The sequence below is a fragment of the Eubacteriales bacterium genome (assembly GCA_041390245.1).
In the GTDB taxonomy this organism is placed as follows: Bacteria; Bacillota; Clostridia; order Christensenellales; family JAWKQI01; genus JAWKQI01.
The window spans coordinates 228,832-241,942 of record JAWKQI010000002.1 but is presented as its reverse complement, the minus strand read 5'-3'; the positions used below and the strand labels follow the sequence as shown (position 1 = coordinate 241,942).

The 13,111-nt window shown below is 36.6% G+C and carries 16 protein-coding genes; 15 read left to right on the top strand and 1 reads right to left on the bottom strand.

Going from position 1 to position 13,111, the window contains the following annotated elements; translation table 11 throughout:
- The 7 genes from R2876_04320 to R2876_04290 all read left to right on the top strand — a co-directional run.
- Positions 1-931, top strand: a 931-nt coding sequence (locus R2876_04320) for an RHS repeat-associated core domain-containing protein (protein MEZ4357839.1), incomplete at its 5' end; no start/stop codon positions are given.
- A 10-nt stretch (positions 932-941) separates the two neighbouring features.
- Entirely contained in the window at positions 942-1,436 is a 495-nt protein-coding gene (locus R2876_04315) for a hypothetical protein (protein ID MEZ4357838.1), read from the top strand.
- 179 nt (positions 1,437-1,615) lie between these two features.
- Positions 1,616-1,795: a hypothetical protein gene (locus tag R2876_04310; GenBank protein ID MEZ4357837.1), complete on the top strand. Its 180-nt coding sequence runs from the start codon at positions 1,616-1,618 to the stop codon at positions 1,793-1,795.
- A 158-nt stretch (positions 1,796-1,953) separates the two neighbouring features.
- On the top strand, positions 1,954-2,811 hold the full coding sequence (locus R2876_04305) for a hypothetical protein (GenBank protein MEZ4357836.1): 858 nt from the start codon (positions 1,954-1,956) through the stop codon (positions 2,809-2,811).
- A 47-nt stretch (positions 2,812-2,858) separates the two neighbouring features.
- Positions 2,859-3,635 carry a hypothetical protein gene (locus R2876_04300; protein ID MEZ4357835.1) on the top strand — a complete coding sequence of 259 codons (777 nt, stop codon included), beginning with the start codon at positions 2,859-2,861 and terminating at the stop codon, positions 3,633-3,635.
- A 172-nt stretch (positions 3,636-3,807) separates the two neighbouring features.
- Positions 3,808-4,653 (top strand): hypothetical protein, encoded by an 846-nt coding sequence (locus R2876_04295; protein ID MEZ4357834.1) that lies wholly within the window; start codon positions 3,808-3,810, stop codon positions 4,651-4,653.
- 199 nt (positions 4,654-4,852) lie between these two features.
- Positions 4,853-5,899 (top strand): mechanosensitive ion channel family protein, encoded by a 1,047-nt coding sequence (locus R2876_04290; protein ID MEZ4357833.1) that lies wholly within the window; start codon positions 4,853-4,855, stop codon positions 5,897-5,899.
- Between the two features lie 59 nt (positions 5,900-5,958).
- Here R2876_04290 and R2876_04285 read toward each other — a convergent pair whose 3' ends face one another.
- Positions 5,959-6,267: a ferritin family protein gene (locus R2876_04285; GenBank protein ID MEZ4357832.1), complete on the bottom strand. Its 309-nt coding sequence runs from the start codon at positions 6,265-6,267 to the stop codon at positions 5,959-5,961.
- Between the two features lie 351 nt (positions 6,268-6,618).
- Here R2876_04285 and R2876_04280 point away from each other — a divergent pair, with 351 nt between their 5' ends.
- The 8 genes from R2876_04280 (at position 6,619) to R2876_04245 (ending at position 13,075) form a co-directional block, all read left to right on the top strand.
- Positions 6,619-7,425, top strand: coding sequence for a class I SAM-dependent methyltransferase (locus R2876_04280; GenBank protein ID MEZ4357831.1), 807 nt, complete (start codon positions 6,619-6,621; stop codon positions 7,423-7,425).
- A 4-nt stretch (positions 7,426-7,429) separates the two neighbouring features.
- Entirely contained in the window at positions 7,430-7,936 is a 507-nt protein-coding gene (locus tag R2876_04275; protein ID MEZ4357830.1) for a flavodoxin domain-containing protein, read from the top strand.
- A 26-nt stretch (positions 7,937-7,962) separates the two neighbouring features.
- Positions 7,963-8,496 (top strand): FmdE family protein, encoded by a 534-nt coding sequence (locus R2876_04270; protein ID MEZ4357829.1) that lies wholly within the window; start codon positions 7,963-7,965, stop codon positions 8,494-8,496.
- A gap of 72 nt (positions 8,497-8,568) precedes the next feature.
- The gene (locus R2876_04265) at positions 8,569-9,684 is read left to right on the top strand and encodes an ABC transporter substrate-binding protein (protein ID MEZ4357828.1); all 1,116 of its coding nucleotides are present in this window, start codon (positions 8,569-8,571) and stop codon (positions 9,682-9,684) included.
- 2 nt (positions 9,685-9,686) lie between these two features.
- Positions 9,687-10,763: an iron ABC transporter permease gene (locus R2876_04260; GenBank protein ID MEZ4357827.1), complete on the top strand. Its 1,077-nt coding sequence runs from the start codon at positions 9,687-9,689 to the stop codon at positions 10,761-10,763.
- Positions 10,756-11,571, top strand: coding sequence for an ABC transporter ATP-binding protein (locus tag R2876_04255; GenBank protein ID MEZ4357826.1), 816 nt, complete (start codon positions 10,756-10,758; stop codon positions 11,569-11,571). Before R2876_04260 ends, R2876_04255 begins: the two co-directional genes overlap by 8 nt.
- A gap of 263 nt (positions 11,572-11,834) precedes the next feature.
- Entirely contained in the window at positions 11,835-12,194 is a 360-nt protein-coding gene (locus tag R2876_04250; protein MEZ4357825.1) for a DUF134 domain-containing protein, read from the top strand.
- 59 nt (positions 12,195-12,253) lie between these two features.
- On the top strand, positions 12,254-13,075 hold the full coding sequence (locus R2876_04245) for an MBL fold metallo-hydrolase (GenBank protein MEZ4357824.1): 822 nt from the start codon (positions 12,254-12,256) through the stop codon (positions 13,073-13,075).
- Positions 13,076-13,111: the final 36 nt, after the last annotated feature.

Genomic DNA, 13,111 nt, shown 5'->3' with positions numbered 1-13,111 from the left:
TAAGTTTACCGGAAGCGTACAGGATACCGCAAGCGGGCTTAACTATATGAGCTCCCGGTTCTACGATTCGAGCACCGGCAGGTTCTTAACGCAGGACACCTACACCGGAAATGCCTACCAGCCGTGGACACAGCACCTGTATAGCTACTGCGGCAATAACCCGATAAACATGATAGACCCGACGGGGCATGCAAGTAAACCAATAATAAATTCAAGAACAGTTTATGAAGATAATGCGGGATATTATAAAGTGGTTGTAAATAAAAGTGGATACTATATTAGTCAGTTAGTGGATGGCGGTGATTTTAGTTGGACTAATGCAGCAGCTGCGGTATCTTATGACAGAAACCAGGCAAGAAAAGAAGCTAAAATTTTGTATGAAGCATTGGTTGCCGACCGGGATTATAACTTGCCTATTAAGAAGATTAGTGAAGCTGGTGGAACAGTTACATTTCAACAAGCGGTTGATGCCATAACAAACAATCTGGCTACATCATATACACCTAATTATAATAAAGAAGAGTTGTATAGGGATTGGGATATTTCGATGTGGGAAGATCTATGCAGTGACTATGTAGCTGGTACGCACGGCGAAGGTAAAACTCTTGCAGGAGCAAAAAGTATGGAGAGGCATTTTGAAGGTTTGGGCTTTAAAGTAGATTTTTTATCAGAACAAGAGGCAAGAAATTATACGCTCAGCGAAGGACAGACGATGATAGCATATATGAATAATCCATCAGGTGCGTATCATTATATGAAGAAGACTTCTGATACAGGATGGACGCAAAAATACAACTATTCGGCTATTATGAATTTTGAGGGTGATCCGTGGGATTATGATGAAATAGAAGGGGAGTATTATTTCTTCGGCTGGAGAACAGATAAGTTAACATACAAGAGAGAAAGCTTTCAATATATGGTGGTTAAATGAGGGTGATGCCATGAAAAAAATATCGTTAATATTAGCCATAATTCTACTAGTAACAACTATTTTATGTGGTTGCAGTAAATATAAATATGACTTTCAGCTAACGCAGGAAGAGATAATTGCAAAATACCCTGACCTTGAAGAGAAAGGAGATATATATCTATGGCTTCAAGAAACGTGGGATGGGCTTTATTACTACCAATATGGATTACGCAATGATGTTTTGTATACTTCAGGAGATAGGACGGAGTTCAATGAGCGGCTAAAAAATGAAAGGGCAAGATTAAGTGAAGAGCTTCAGAAGATCAAAACCCTTGCAGGCAAAAAAGGTAATAAAGAGTACAGTGAAGATGATGAAACAATAAAGAAGATTATTTGGTTTATGAATACAAATACCTCGCCATTTATTTATGACGGTGCGAGGGTAATACCCAGTGTATCGTTTTTTGAGGAGTATGGTATAGTATTTGAGAATGCAACTAAAGTTGGAGCTTTTTGTGATTTATGAAACAGAAGTTAGAAAATTATCGATCATATTTCACGAAGCCCAGGCTATGCGGTCGGGATAATCAATATCAGTAAATCGCTAAATAAGGCCGATTTTTTGAAAAGCAAAGTTGATATGAGCGTGGATGAAGTAAAGAAGATGAACCCTTCGATGATGTTAAGAAAGTTGATGGGTCAGCGATGATATTTGAGTATTTAAATTATTCATATCATTATTTTGACAATGGCGATGTTATTATAATTTCTTATGAAGAAAAAGACGGTAAATATTATATAAAAGATATTATTGAGGCTTGGAATTTAAAAGAATACATGTTTTTTGCAGGACCAGATATAATATACCACACCAGAAACAGCTAGGTTAATTTAAATAAGCAGCATTAAACACTCGCCTAAAGGCGATCGGGTAAGCAGTCTTAAGCGTACCCGCCGCTTTAGGCGAGTTTAGGTCAGCCGTTAAATGGGGCGGGCTAATAAGCATACTTGCGAAGGCGGGTGGGGATAAACGCGGGAGCCAATTGCCCCATTTAAGTACCGGCAGGTTCTTAACGCAGGATACCTACACCGGAAATGCCTACCAGCCGTGGACACAGCACTTATATAGCTACTGCGGCAACAACCCGATAAACATGATAGACCCGACGGGGCATGAATCAGTATATACTTTTGAAAATGTTAGACAAGATAATGCGGGATATTATATAGCATATTCGAATGCGGCAAAAGCAATTTATAAAGTAATACCTATGGTAGACGCAGGGGACTTTGAAGGTATTAGCTTTCTAGACACAAATGGCAAGCCTAAAAAAGTACCATGGCTAAATAGGAAGGATATATGGAAACTACAGAAGAATCCAATTAAAGCCAACAGCCATGTGCCAAATATTATTAAAGAGATTAATGATGCAATTAATAAAACTCCAGTAGATGGCCCCAAGTATAATTTAAGCGCATTGGAATTTGATAAAGAAGAATTAAATAGTCATTGTTTCGACTATGTAACAAACCAAACAGGTTGGAATATTCCTAATAATATTTCTTCACTTGAGGGTTTACGTACAAGCTTAGTAGATGCTCTAGGTGGAGGTTACACAGTTTCAAACTTGTTAACTGCTGAACAAGCAGAAAATTGGGAATTAGCTCCCGGAGAGACTATGATATCTATGATGTATAATAGTGATAAGGATTACCACTTTATGAAGAAAGACTACGGCAGTGCTTGGATGCATAAATATGGACATTCAAACGTTATGGAATTTAAAGGGGACCCGTGGGATTATAATAAGATTGAAGGAGAATACTATTTCTTCGGATGGCAGACGACCGGCAGATATTTTCAAAAATCTAATATAGGATATGTAGTTATTTCCAAATAGCATGCAGCGAGAAATATATTCTTAATAAGATAATTAAAGGAGGCATTATGAAAAGAATACTATCTACGTTACTATATCTGATATTTATTATAGTGTTATGTGGATGTAACAGCAACAGCATACATAGGCTTTCGCAGGAGCAAATACGCGAAATGTTTCCGGATGATTTTGAAGAGGATGAAGATGTATATGCAAAGATGGAGGAATTTTGGGATAGCTATAGCGGGGGATATACACATGCTAAAGAATTAGAAGACGAGGAGATATCAAAAGAAGTTAAAGAAGGAGTTAATCAATTAGAAGAACTATCAAAAAAAGAGGGTAACAAAACTTACAGTGAAGATAGCGACATAATTAAAAATGTTATTAGAATTCATAGATCTGTGGAAAATCTTCAAATAGCAACTATGAGTATTCCGGATGTAAAATATCTAATTGATATGGGAATTGCAGTTGAGAATGCGACAAAAATAGGAGACTTTTACTTTGTATTTTACAATACTGAGGTAAGGAAGTATGCATATGTATTTCATAAAACGGGATATATTGTTGCGATGTGTAACTTAAATAAGACACCGTTAAATAAGGCGGATTTTGAAAAACTAGAAGTTGGAATGAGCGTGGATGAGGTAAAGAAAATTGACCCATCAACAATTGTTATCGGGGAGTCACAGCATTTTTTTGATGATGGCGATGTTATAACGATAGATTATGAGGAAGAAGAGGGGGAGCTTCTTATAACCAGAATTGATTATAACGAATATGATAAATATTATATGTTTTTTGCAGGGCCAGATATAATATACCACACCAGAAACAGCTAGGTTAATTTAAATAAATAACAATCAACTTCTATATTGAAACTGAACGGCGATCCATGGGATTATAGCACTTACTATGGAGAATATTTCTTCTTGGGCGGCTGGTATTCTACTGAAGAGACGTATACTGATAAAGTATATATAAGGTATAAGTGATAAATGAAGGGATAATTAGATGAAAGCATTTTTAAGGATTTTAAATATCATTATAGCAATAACCCTTTTAATAATTATTTGTGGGTGTGAAACTGAGCATACCTATAAAGGGTATACGTTTCAATTATCTCAAGAGGAGATATATACAGAGTATCAGGAAGAAATATATGAAGAATTAAAAGATTTTTCTTATAAAAAAAGGATTAATAGCAGTGATGAAGTTTATGAATATTTAACGGACAGCTGGGATAAATATTATTCTTATTATAATTTAGATAAAGAATATAAGAAAGATACGGTTTTGCGGTTTCAAAAAGATATAGAGTTTTTAGAATCCGTGGCTAAAGAAGATAGCGATTACGAATATAAAGAAGCTGATGTAAAAGATGCTATATATGATATGTATCATCCAATTGATAGAATACCATATCTTGAATCTCTTCCGTATACTGTATCGTCTGTTAATGAGGTGCTACCAATAAAAACCGTAAAACAGATGGGAGATTTCTTTTATGTAATATATAAAACAGAAGTCAGGAAATTTGCACTAGTATACCATAGGGCGGGATATATCATAGCGATGCTAAACCTTAATATAAATCCTTTAGATAAGAGGGAATTTGAGAGATTAGAACCAGGAATGAGCTTCGATGATGTTAAAAAAATTGATGGATCAGCGATGATATATGAGAATTCAAATTATTCAGATCATTATTTTGACAATGGCGATGTTATAAGAATTAATTATGAAGAAAAAGATGGCAAATATTATATAGAAGATGTCAATATTTATATGAATAGTTTATTAAAAGAATACATGTTTTTTGCAGGACCAGATATAATATACCACACCAGAAACAGCTAGGTTAATTTAAATAAGTAGCATTAAAACACTCGCCTAAAGGCGATCGGGTAAGCAGTCTTAAGCGCACCCGCCGCTTTAGGCGAGTTTAGGTTAGCCGTTAAGTGGGGCGGGCGCTAACTTAGTACAGGTGACTATTGTTATTTGCCCAATTTTTTAAATTATGTTATGCTTATAAAAAATTATGTTTTGGAGGCTAATTTTGCAGGAATTCATTAATATAGAATTTTTAAACAATACGATACTTAAATATTTGATTTTTTTCGGGTGTTTTATTGTTGGAATACTTGTTATATGTGTAATAAAACATATAGTTTTAAAAAGGCTTTTAAAACTAGCTGAAAAGACTGATAAAATGGCCTATGATGCATTTATCAAAGGTATAAAGAGATATTTTATACCTCTTTTATATTTTGCAGATTTTTATCTCTCTATAAAAATACTTTACATTAATGCCACTTTGCAAAAGATAATTGATGTTGTTACGTTAGCTTTTGTGATGTTTTTTGCTGCGGTATTCGTATCTGAAATACTTATTTTTATAGTTAGAAAATACTGGAGTAAAAAATACGGGAAGGAAGATAAGGCAGCAATAAAATGGACCCAATTTATTATAAAGGTAATAGTTTGGGTTGCCGCACTTATGCTTTTTCTCGACAATATTGGAGTTCAGATTACAGCTTTGGTAGCAGGCCTTGGAGTTGGCGGCATAGCAGTTGCGTTTGCACTCCAAGCTATACTTGAAGATTTATTCAGCTTTGTCACTATTTTTCTTGATAAACCCTTTGAGATCGATGATTTTATAGTAGTTGATGATCTAATGGGCAATGTCGAGCACATAGGAATAAAGACAACAAGAGTTCGTAGTTTAAGGGGAGAACAGCTTGTTTTTTCAAATAAAGATTTAACAAATTCAAGAGTACAAAACTTCAAAAAAATGGAAAAGCGCAGGGTATTGTTTAAATTTGGCGTAACTTATGATACACCTCTTGAAAAGTTAAAAGAGATACCCGAGCTTATCAAAAACATAATAACCAATGTAGACTATTGCGAGTTTTCGAGAACTCATTTTTATGAGTATGCGGACTTTAGTTTAAATTTTGAAAACGTATATTACGTTTTAAACCAAGACTATGATATATACATGGATGTACAACAAGAAATAAATTTTAGAATAAAGGAAGAGTTTGATAAACGCAATATAGAATTTGCTTTCCCGACTCAAACTTTATATGTTAAAAACTCTTAAGGAAAAGTTAAAAAAATAATAATTAAAAAAGGGGCTAAATTTAGCCCCTTTAACTATGGTTATTTTTTACCTAGTTTCTCCATTTCCTCTTCAACTTCTTCAGCGCCTTCCTGATATAGCTTAGCTTCATCTGGAGCTAATTCGTGTAAAAGGCGTAAAAATTCTCCGGCATGCACTCTTTCTTCATCGGCTATATCTTCTAATACTTCAATAGCCAGCTCATTGTCAGTAGATTCTGCAAGCTGCATATAAAGTTGGATAGCTTCATATTCAGCCGCAATCATAAAACGTATGGCGCGAATCAATTCTTGCTCAGTTAGTTTACGGTCTTTAGCGAGACCGGCAAAAGGTGAACCAAAATCAGGCATAATCTTATCCTCCGTTAATTTAAATTTTTTCTCTGAAATGTATTATTGTTTAGATTTAAAACTTTATAATTAAATTATATAATTTATATTTTTAATGTCAATGATGTGCATTTATATATTAGTTAACTTTTTCGTCATAAAAATTAATAATAAATTAATACTTGACTTAATATTTTTAATGTTTTATAATAAAAAAGACAAAAATGTAGAAACATTTAATTGGAATTGAAATTTCAGTTTTTTAAAAATTCAAAATTAAAATATTATAAGGCATAATTGTTACAGCTATGAAGGTTGTCATGTTCGTTTGTAAACGAATTGGCAACCTTTTTTTATGCGGTAAGGGGAAAAATGAATTTATCAGATATCAGACAAATATGGAAAGAAAAAGTAACTGATAATGGAGCCAATGTTGCAGCATGGGATGAATTGGCCAAAAGTTTTTACAGTAATCATCCATTGCCAAACTGGGATACCGATGCTTTTTTAAAACAACTTTTAAGTGAGGTCGAATTCTCAAAGCATATGTCAGTACTCGATATTGGATGCGGTACAGGTGCTTATTCTATCGCACTGGCAGAAAAAGCCGGTAAAGTTGTGGGGGTAGACTTATCTCCAAAAATGCTCGAATATGCCAAAATGAATGTAAAAGAGCACAAAATCGAAAATATATCCCTTATATGCGGCGATTTTAATGAAGTTTTAATAGAAGGTAAGTTTGACCTTGTTTTCGCGCATATGACTCCTGCTGTTGCAGATGCGGCCACGTTCGAAAAAATGCTATCATATGCCTCTAAATACTGTTATCTAGTAAAACCAGTACACAGAACGGATTCTGTTTTTGGCAAGTTAAGAGAGATTGCAGGCATTAGATCACGCAGGGAAAGCTTTGACGACGGCATTCTCTATGCATTTGCCATGCTTTGGAAGATGCACAAACTACCAACTATACGTTATCATGCAGACGTCTGGCATATGGAAAAAAATTTGGATGAGGCACGAGCATGGTATTTAAATAAACTAAAAGCTCACAACGAAATTGATAACAAAACAGAGGAGAATATCTTAAAGTATTTAAATGACATCTCAGTTGGCGGAATAGTTTATGAAACGACAAATACAACTATTGTGACAATGGGATGGAGGATGGACGAGTAGGTATATGGAGAAAATGAAAATTACAATTTTGTATCTTAGTATAACCGGTAATACAGAAAAAATGGCACACCACATTAAGAACGGAATATTGAAGGCTGATAACGCAATAGAAGTAAAACTTATGAATTTAAAAGAAGATAGTGGTATCGACGTCGAGTTTTTAAATGATAGTAGTGCAGTTATTTTCGGCACTCCGAGCTATGCTGCAAACCTTTGCTGGCAGTTAAAGAAATTTTTTGATACGCGTTGGGACTGTAAATTAGAAGGTAAACTTTCTGGTTGCTTTGCAACTGCAAACTGCATGCATGGAGGAGGAGACGTCGCGATACTGACCGTTCTTGAGCACTCGCTAGTGCGTGGTATGCTTGCGTATTCATCCGGAGCGGGATGCGGCAGGCCGTATATTCATTTAGGACCTATTGCGCTACGTGATGAGCTAGATCAGAAAAAAGACTTGTTTGAGTTATTTGGCAAACGCTTTGCTAAGAAAGCTAAAGAAGTATTCAACTAAAAATTTTATATAAGAGGGAGAACGAGATGGATAAAAAATTATGGGAAAAATGTGTTGATTTTCATGGGCATGAATGTCCAGGGTTGGCCATGGGCTTTAGAGCGGCCCAGATTGCCATGGAAAGGCTTGGTGAAATGTCACCGTTAAGCGACGAAAAGATAGTTTGCGTGACAGAAAATGACGCCTGCGGAGTTGATGCAGTTCAGGTAATCACAGGATGTACTATCGGCAAAGGTAATTTAATTTACAAACCTACAGGCAAGATGGCATTTTCGTTTTTTTGCAGAAATAGCGGCAATAAAATCAGGATAGTCGTGAAGCCCAAAAGCGGGACAGCCTTAAACCGTGAAGAATGGAAAAAATATCTGCTGGAAGCTCCAGCGGAAGAAGCTTTTTTAATAAAAGAACCTGATTTTACTGTTCCTGAATGTGCTCGTTTGTTTTCAAGCGAAGTTTGCGAGGAATGCGGAGAGGCTGCTCCAGAACATATGATGCGCCTGCAGAATGGCAAAAAAGTTTGTATGGATTGTTTTAAAGAATATACAAGAGGCTGGAAATAGAAAAAGAAAGTAAAAGTTTTAATTTTATAAAATAACATTTAAAAAGAAAGGAATAAATCAATGAAGAAAATAATGAAAAAATCAATCGTATTTATTATGACTATTGCACTTGTAATGTGCGTATTTGCCGGTTGTGGAAGTACCGAAACAGCGGATTCAACTACGAGCACGGACTCCGGGACAAGAACGATAACAGATGCCGTCGGGCGTGAGGTGGAGATACCTTCAACTGTAGAGAGAATTGTTCCGCTTGCAAATACCCCACGTATGATAGTGTATCTTGGGTTGGCAGATAAGGTGGTAGGAATCAGCGGATTCGATGAGTCAACTCTTAGCCCGCTGCAGGCATATGCTTACGCTAATAAAGACCTATGGGCAGACTTACCTGTTTGCGGGACAGATTCCGGCGGTGCTACGGATTACTACCCGGAAGAAATCATAAATGCGGATCCAGATGTGATATTATGTACATATACAGCAGAGTTGGCAGATGATATTCAGCGCCAAACCGGAATCCCAGTGGTTTCAGTAGCTATGGGCACATTATTTGGGGAAGACTATGAGGAAGCACTTAGAATTCTAGGAGATGTTTGCGGCGTAGAAGATAGGGCAGAGGAAGTAATAAATTACATAAATACTTGCTTGACTGACCTGGAAACCAGAACAGCAAGCATTCCTGATGAGGACAAGCCTACTGCATTAGCTGCAGCTGCAACTTTCAAAGGCGCGCATGGCATAGAGGGCGTTTATTACCAATATGCTGTATTTGAAGCAATAGCCGCTAATGATGTTACGGAAGATACAAGTAATACCTCGGGTGGAGTGCTGGTAGATAAGGAACAAGTCATAGGCTGGGACCCTGAGTACATTTTCTTTGACTATAGCGGTGTAACCCTTGTCGAGACAGACTATGATGAAAACCCCGGTTTTTATGCTCAGTTAACAGCAGTTAAGAATGGGGACCTCTATCAGTGCCCGAATTCCACCTATTATTACTCAAATTTGGAAATTCCTATAGTTAATTGTTATTATATTGCAAGTATACTATATCCAGATCAGTTCAGTGATATAGATTTTGAAGAAAAAGCCAGCGAGATATTTGAGTTCTTCATTGGCGACGGGGATTATTTAAGTAAACTTGAAAGTATCGGCGCTGGTTATGGTAAAGTAACTTTGGGTGATGAATGAGGATGGACAATAGAACAACACAGCTTCAGTCTTACAACACCTTTATAAAACGAAAAAAGGTTATATTTATACTCGCTTTTATTGTAACAATTGCAACGGCGCTTTTTGCCGTAAGTGCCGGTTCCTTGAATATTTCCTTATCTGAAGTGATTAAAACGATTTTCGGTAAAGGAAGCGCTCAGTATGAGACGGTAATTTGGGGAATAAGGCTGCCGCGTGTGATAGCGGCCATAGTCGTAGGTGCTGCTTTGGCAGCGTCCGGCGCCGTTATGCAGTGTGTGCTGCATAACCCTTTAGCATCGGCATCTACACTTGGAGTTTCACAGGGAGCTGCATTCGGTGCAGCATTAGGTATTATCGTTTTTGGCGGAGGAGTCGTAAATTCGGACTCCGCTGCTACAGCGATTGCGATCAATAACCCATACATAGTGACACTATGCGCTTTTGTATTCGGATCAATGGCTACAGCTGTAGTTATTGCTCTAGCTCAGTTCAAGAAGGAGATAGGGCCTGGGGGGCTGATATTAGCCGGAGTTGCCCTAAGTTCACTGTTTGCCGGCGGCAGTACTTTACTGCAGTACTTCGCAGACGATACAAAAATCAGCGCGGTTGTATTTTGGACGTTTGGAAACCTGGGGGGACAAAGCTGGACAGACCTTTTGATTATCGCGGCGGTATTTATGAGTGCAATGCTTTACTTCTTGCTAAACCGCTGGAACTATAATGCAATGGAAAGCGGAGCGGATACGGCAAAGAGCCTTGGTGTAAATACGAGAGCCGTTATGCTAATAAGCATGGCAATTTCTTCTTTAACCGCAGCGGTAGCTGTATCTTTTGTAGGCATTATAAGTTTTGTAGGGCTGGTGGCCCCACATATAATGCGCAGATTAGTTGGTAATGACTATAGGTATCTTATACCGTGCTCCGCAATAGCAGGGTCGCTGCTTTTAATTCTTGCCGACACTTTTGGCAGGCTGATAATTGCACCAGTTATACTTCCGATTGGAGCCATTACTTCGTTTTTGGGTGCTCCTATGTTCCTTTACCTTTTATTCAGGGGGTTTAAGACCAATGGTTGAGGTAAATAAAATAAGTTTCGCATATAGCCGGAATTCAAGAAAAATACTAAAGAGCATAAGCTTTGATATATCAAAGAACCAGTGTATAGCTATTCTTGGAAATAACGGAGCAGGTAAAAGTACATTGCTTAAATGTATTGACCATATTTGTCCCGCTCAAAAGGGCGTGGTATTTGTTAATAATAAGAATGTATTTAATATGTCAAAAAATGAGATGGCACAGAATATTGCATATGTAGCGCAAAATAGTAGTTATGCTAATATGACTGTCTTCGATGCAATACTGCTTGGACGGAAGCCATATATCAAGTGGGATGCAACATCTGAGGACAGGGAAATCGTGTGTGACATAATACACAAGATGAAACTGGATGATTTTGCATTGCGCAATGTATCGGAGCTTTCGGGCGGTGAAACGCAAAAGGTAATGCTTGCAAGGGCATTGGCACAGGAGCCAAAGCTGTTGTTACTTGATGAACCGACAAGCAACCTTGACCCGCGTAACCAACATGAAGTGCTTCGTATCGTAAAAAAAATAGCACAGGAACATAACACATGTGTGGCGCTCATTATTCATGACTTAAATTTAGCCATTCGTTACTGTGACCGTTTCATTTTTCTTAAGGATTCACAGGTATTTTCATACGGCGGATTGGAGACGATGACACCTGAAAACATCGAGGAAGTTTATCGGATTCACGTCCATATTATCGAATATATGGGTATCCCGGTTATAGTCCCATTCCCTGATGAGAAATTGGTGTTTGGTTCAAATGCGGAAGAAATTAAGTCGGATGCTATGGGTTAACTTACATCAGATATAAATAAAGGCACTCCAAAATATATATAGATTTTTACAACGAAATGAGAGCTGGTTTATACCAACTCTTTTTTCGTTATATAGTTATTGACATATGCCAAAAAAAGGATATAATAATAAATGACATATGTCAATAACTATATAAATGGTAAATATACCGGATAGGGATTATAAAAGAAGAGGATAATTAAAAATAAGATAAAAGGCAGTAAAATACTGTTTGAAATTTTATTGCAAAAAGGGTTAAAACTATGCCTAGACCAAGAAAATGGAGAAGAGTCTGCTGTCTCCCTGATAGCAATCAATTTGGGCCTCTTAATTACAGAGGTAATTTAGATAATTTAATCACTATGACTGTAGACGAATATGAGACAATAAGATTAATCGATTTTGAAGGGCTTAATCAGGAAGAATGTGCAAATCAAATGAATATTGCAAGGACTACAGTTCAGGGGATATACAATGGCGCCAGAAAAAAATTAGCAGATTTTCTTGTACATGGTAAAGTACTTATAATCGAGGGTGGAGATTACAAATTGTGCGATGGCCTTGAAAAAACTTGTATCTGCGGCGGCTGCCAAAAACATAGTTGTAAAAGAGGGGAACGATAAATGTGAACTATGTGATGCAGAAAACCATTGTAGGTGGATTTTAGAGGAAAAGGATTATTATGATTGTAAAGGTATTAGCAGAAAATACGGCCTATTTAAAAGATTATGAAGCGGAGCACGGGCTTAGCCTTTATATTGAAACAGGAAAGCTGAAAATATTATTTGATGTAGGCAAAAGCGATGTTTTTTTAAGAAATGCAAAAAAACTCGGTGTTGATATAAGCAATGTAGATTTAGTTGTAATATCGCATGGCCATATAGACCATGGCGGCGGATTAAAGTATTTTTTAAAGGAAAATACCAAAGCTTTAATATATATTCACCCAAAGGCATTTGGCAGCTACTATTCCAAATATCTAGATGGTTTAAAGTTCATAGGACTCGATGAAGGGTTAGAATGTAATGACCGTATAATATTTACAACGGAGCGTTTCTTTATCGACAAAGGCGTTGAAGTATTTTCAAATGTACCGGGCAAAGAACAGCTTTCAAAATGTAATAAAGCCCTTATGAAAGAAGAAGAGGGAAAAATTGTTGAAGATACATTTGAACACGAACAGAATATGATCGTTACAGAGGCAGGGAAAATGTTTGTTTTTGCCGGCTGTGCACATAACGGTATCGTTAATATATTAAACCATTCAATTGACCTTAAAAAAAGAGCTCCCGATTATGTTTTTGGAGGTTTTCACCTGTATAGTAATTCTGCAAAAAAAAGTGAAGATCCGGATTTTGTAAGACGAATAGGGGAAATGCTGAAAAACACAAATATAAAATACTACACATGCCATTGTACAGGTGTTGACCCTTATAACCAACTAAAAGATATAATGGGAGATAAAATCGAATATCTGGCCACGGGCAGAGTGATAAAAATATAAAGCCACTATCTTGAAAATAAAGATATTATATAAATT

Bases quoted from the DNA above. Each gene is read 5' to 3' on its own strand.
- R2876_04255 (MEZ4357826.1), top strand. From the start codon at position 10,756: ATGGTTGAGGTAAATAAAATAAGTTTCGCATATAGCCGGAATTCAAGA.
- R2876_04295 (MEZ4357834.1), top strand. From the start codon at position 3,808: ATGAAAGCATTTTTAAGGATTTTAAATATCATTATAGCAATAACCCTT.
- R2876_04315 (MEZ4357838.1), top strand. From the start codon at position 942: ATGAAAAAAATATCGTTAATATTAGCCATAATTCTACTAGTAACAACT.
- R2876_04280 (MEZ4357831.1), top strand. From the start codon at position 6,619: ATGAATTTATCAGATATCAGACAAATATGGAAAGAAAAAGTAACTGAT.
- R2876_04260 (MEZ4357827.1), top strand. From the start codon at position 9,687: ATGGACAATAGAACAACACAGCTTCAGTCTTACAACACCTTTATAAAA.
- R2876_04275 (MEZ4357830.1), top strand. From the start codon at position 7,430: ATGGAGAAAATGAAAATTACAATTTTGTATCTTAGTATAACCGGTAAT.
- R2876_04310 (MEZ4357837.1), top strand. From the start codon at position 1,616: ATGATATTTGAGTATTTAAATTATTCATATCATTATTTTGACAATGGC.
- R2876_04265 (MEZ4357828.1), top strand. From the start codon at position 8,569: ATGAAAAAATCAATCGTATTTATTATGACTATTGCACTTGTAATGTGC.
- R2876_04270 (MEZ4357829.1), top strand. From the start codon at position 7,963: ATGGATAAAAAATTATGGGAAAAATGTGTTGATTTTCATGGGCATGAA.
- R2876_04300 (MEZ4357835.1), top strand. From the start codon at position 2,859: ATGAAAAGAATACTATCTACGTTACTATATCTGATATTTATTATAGTG.
- R2876_04250 (MEZ4357825.1), top strand. From the start codon at position 11,835: ATGCCTAGACCAAGAAAATGGAGAAGAGTCTGCTGTCTCCCTGATAGC.
- R2876_04285 (MEZ4357832.1), bottom strand. From the start codon at position 6,267: ATGCCTGATTTTGGTTCACCTTTTGCCGGTCTCGCTAAAGACCGTAAA.
- R2876_04245 (MEZ4357824.1), top strand. From the start codon at position 12,254: ATGATTGTAAAGGTATTAGCAGAAAATACGGCCTATTTAAAAGATTAT.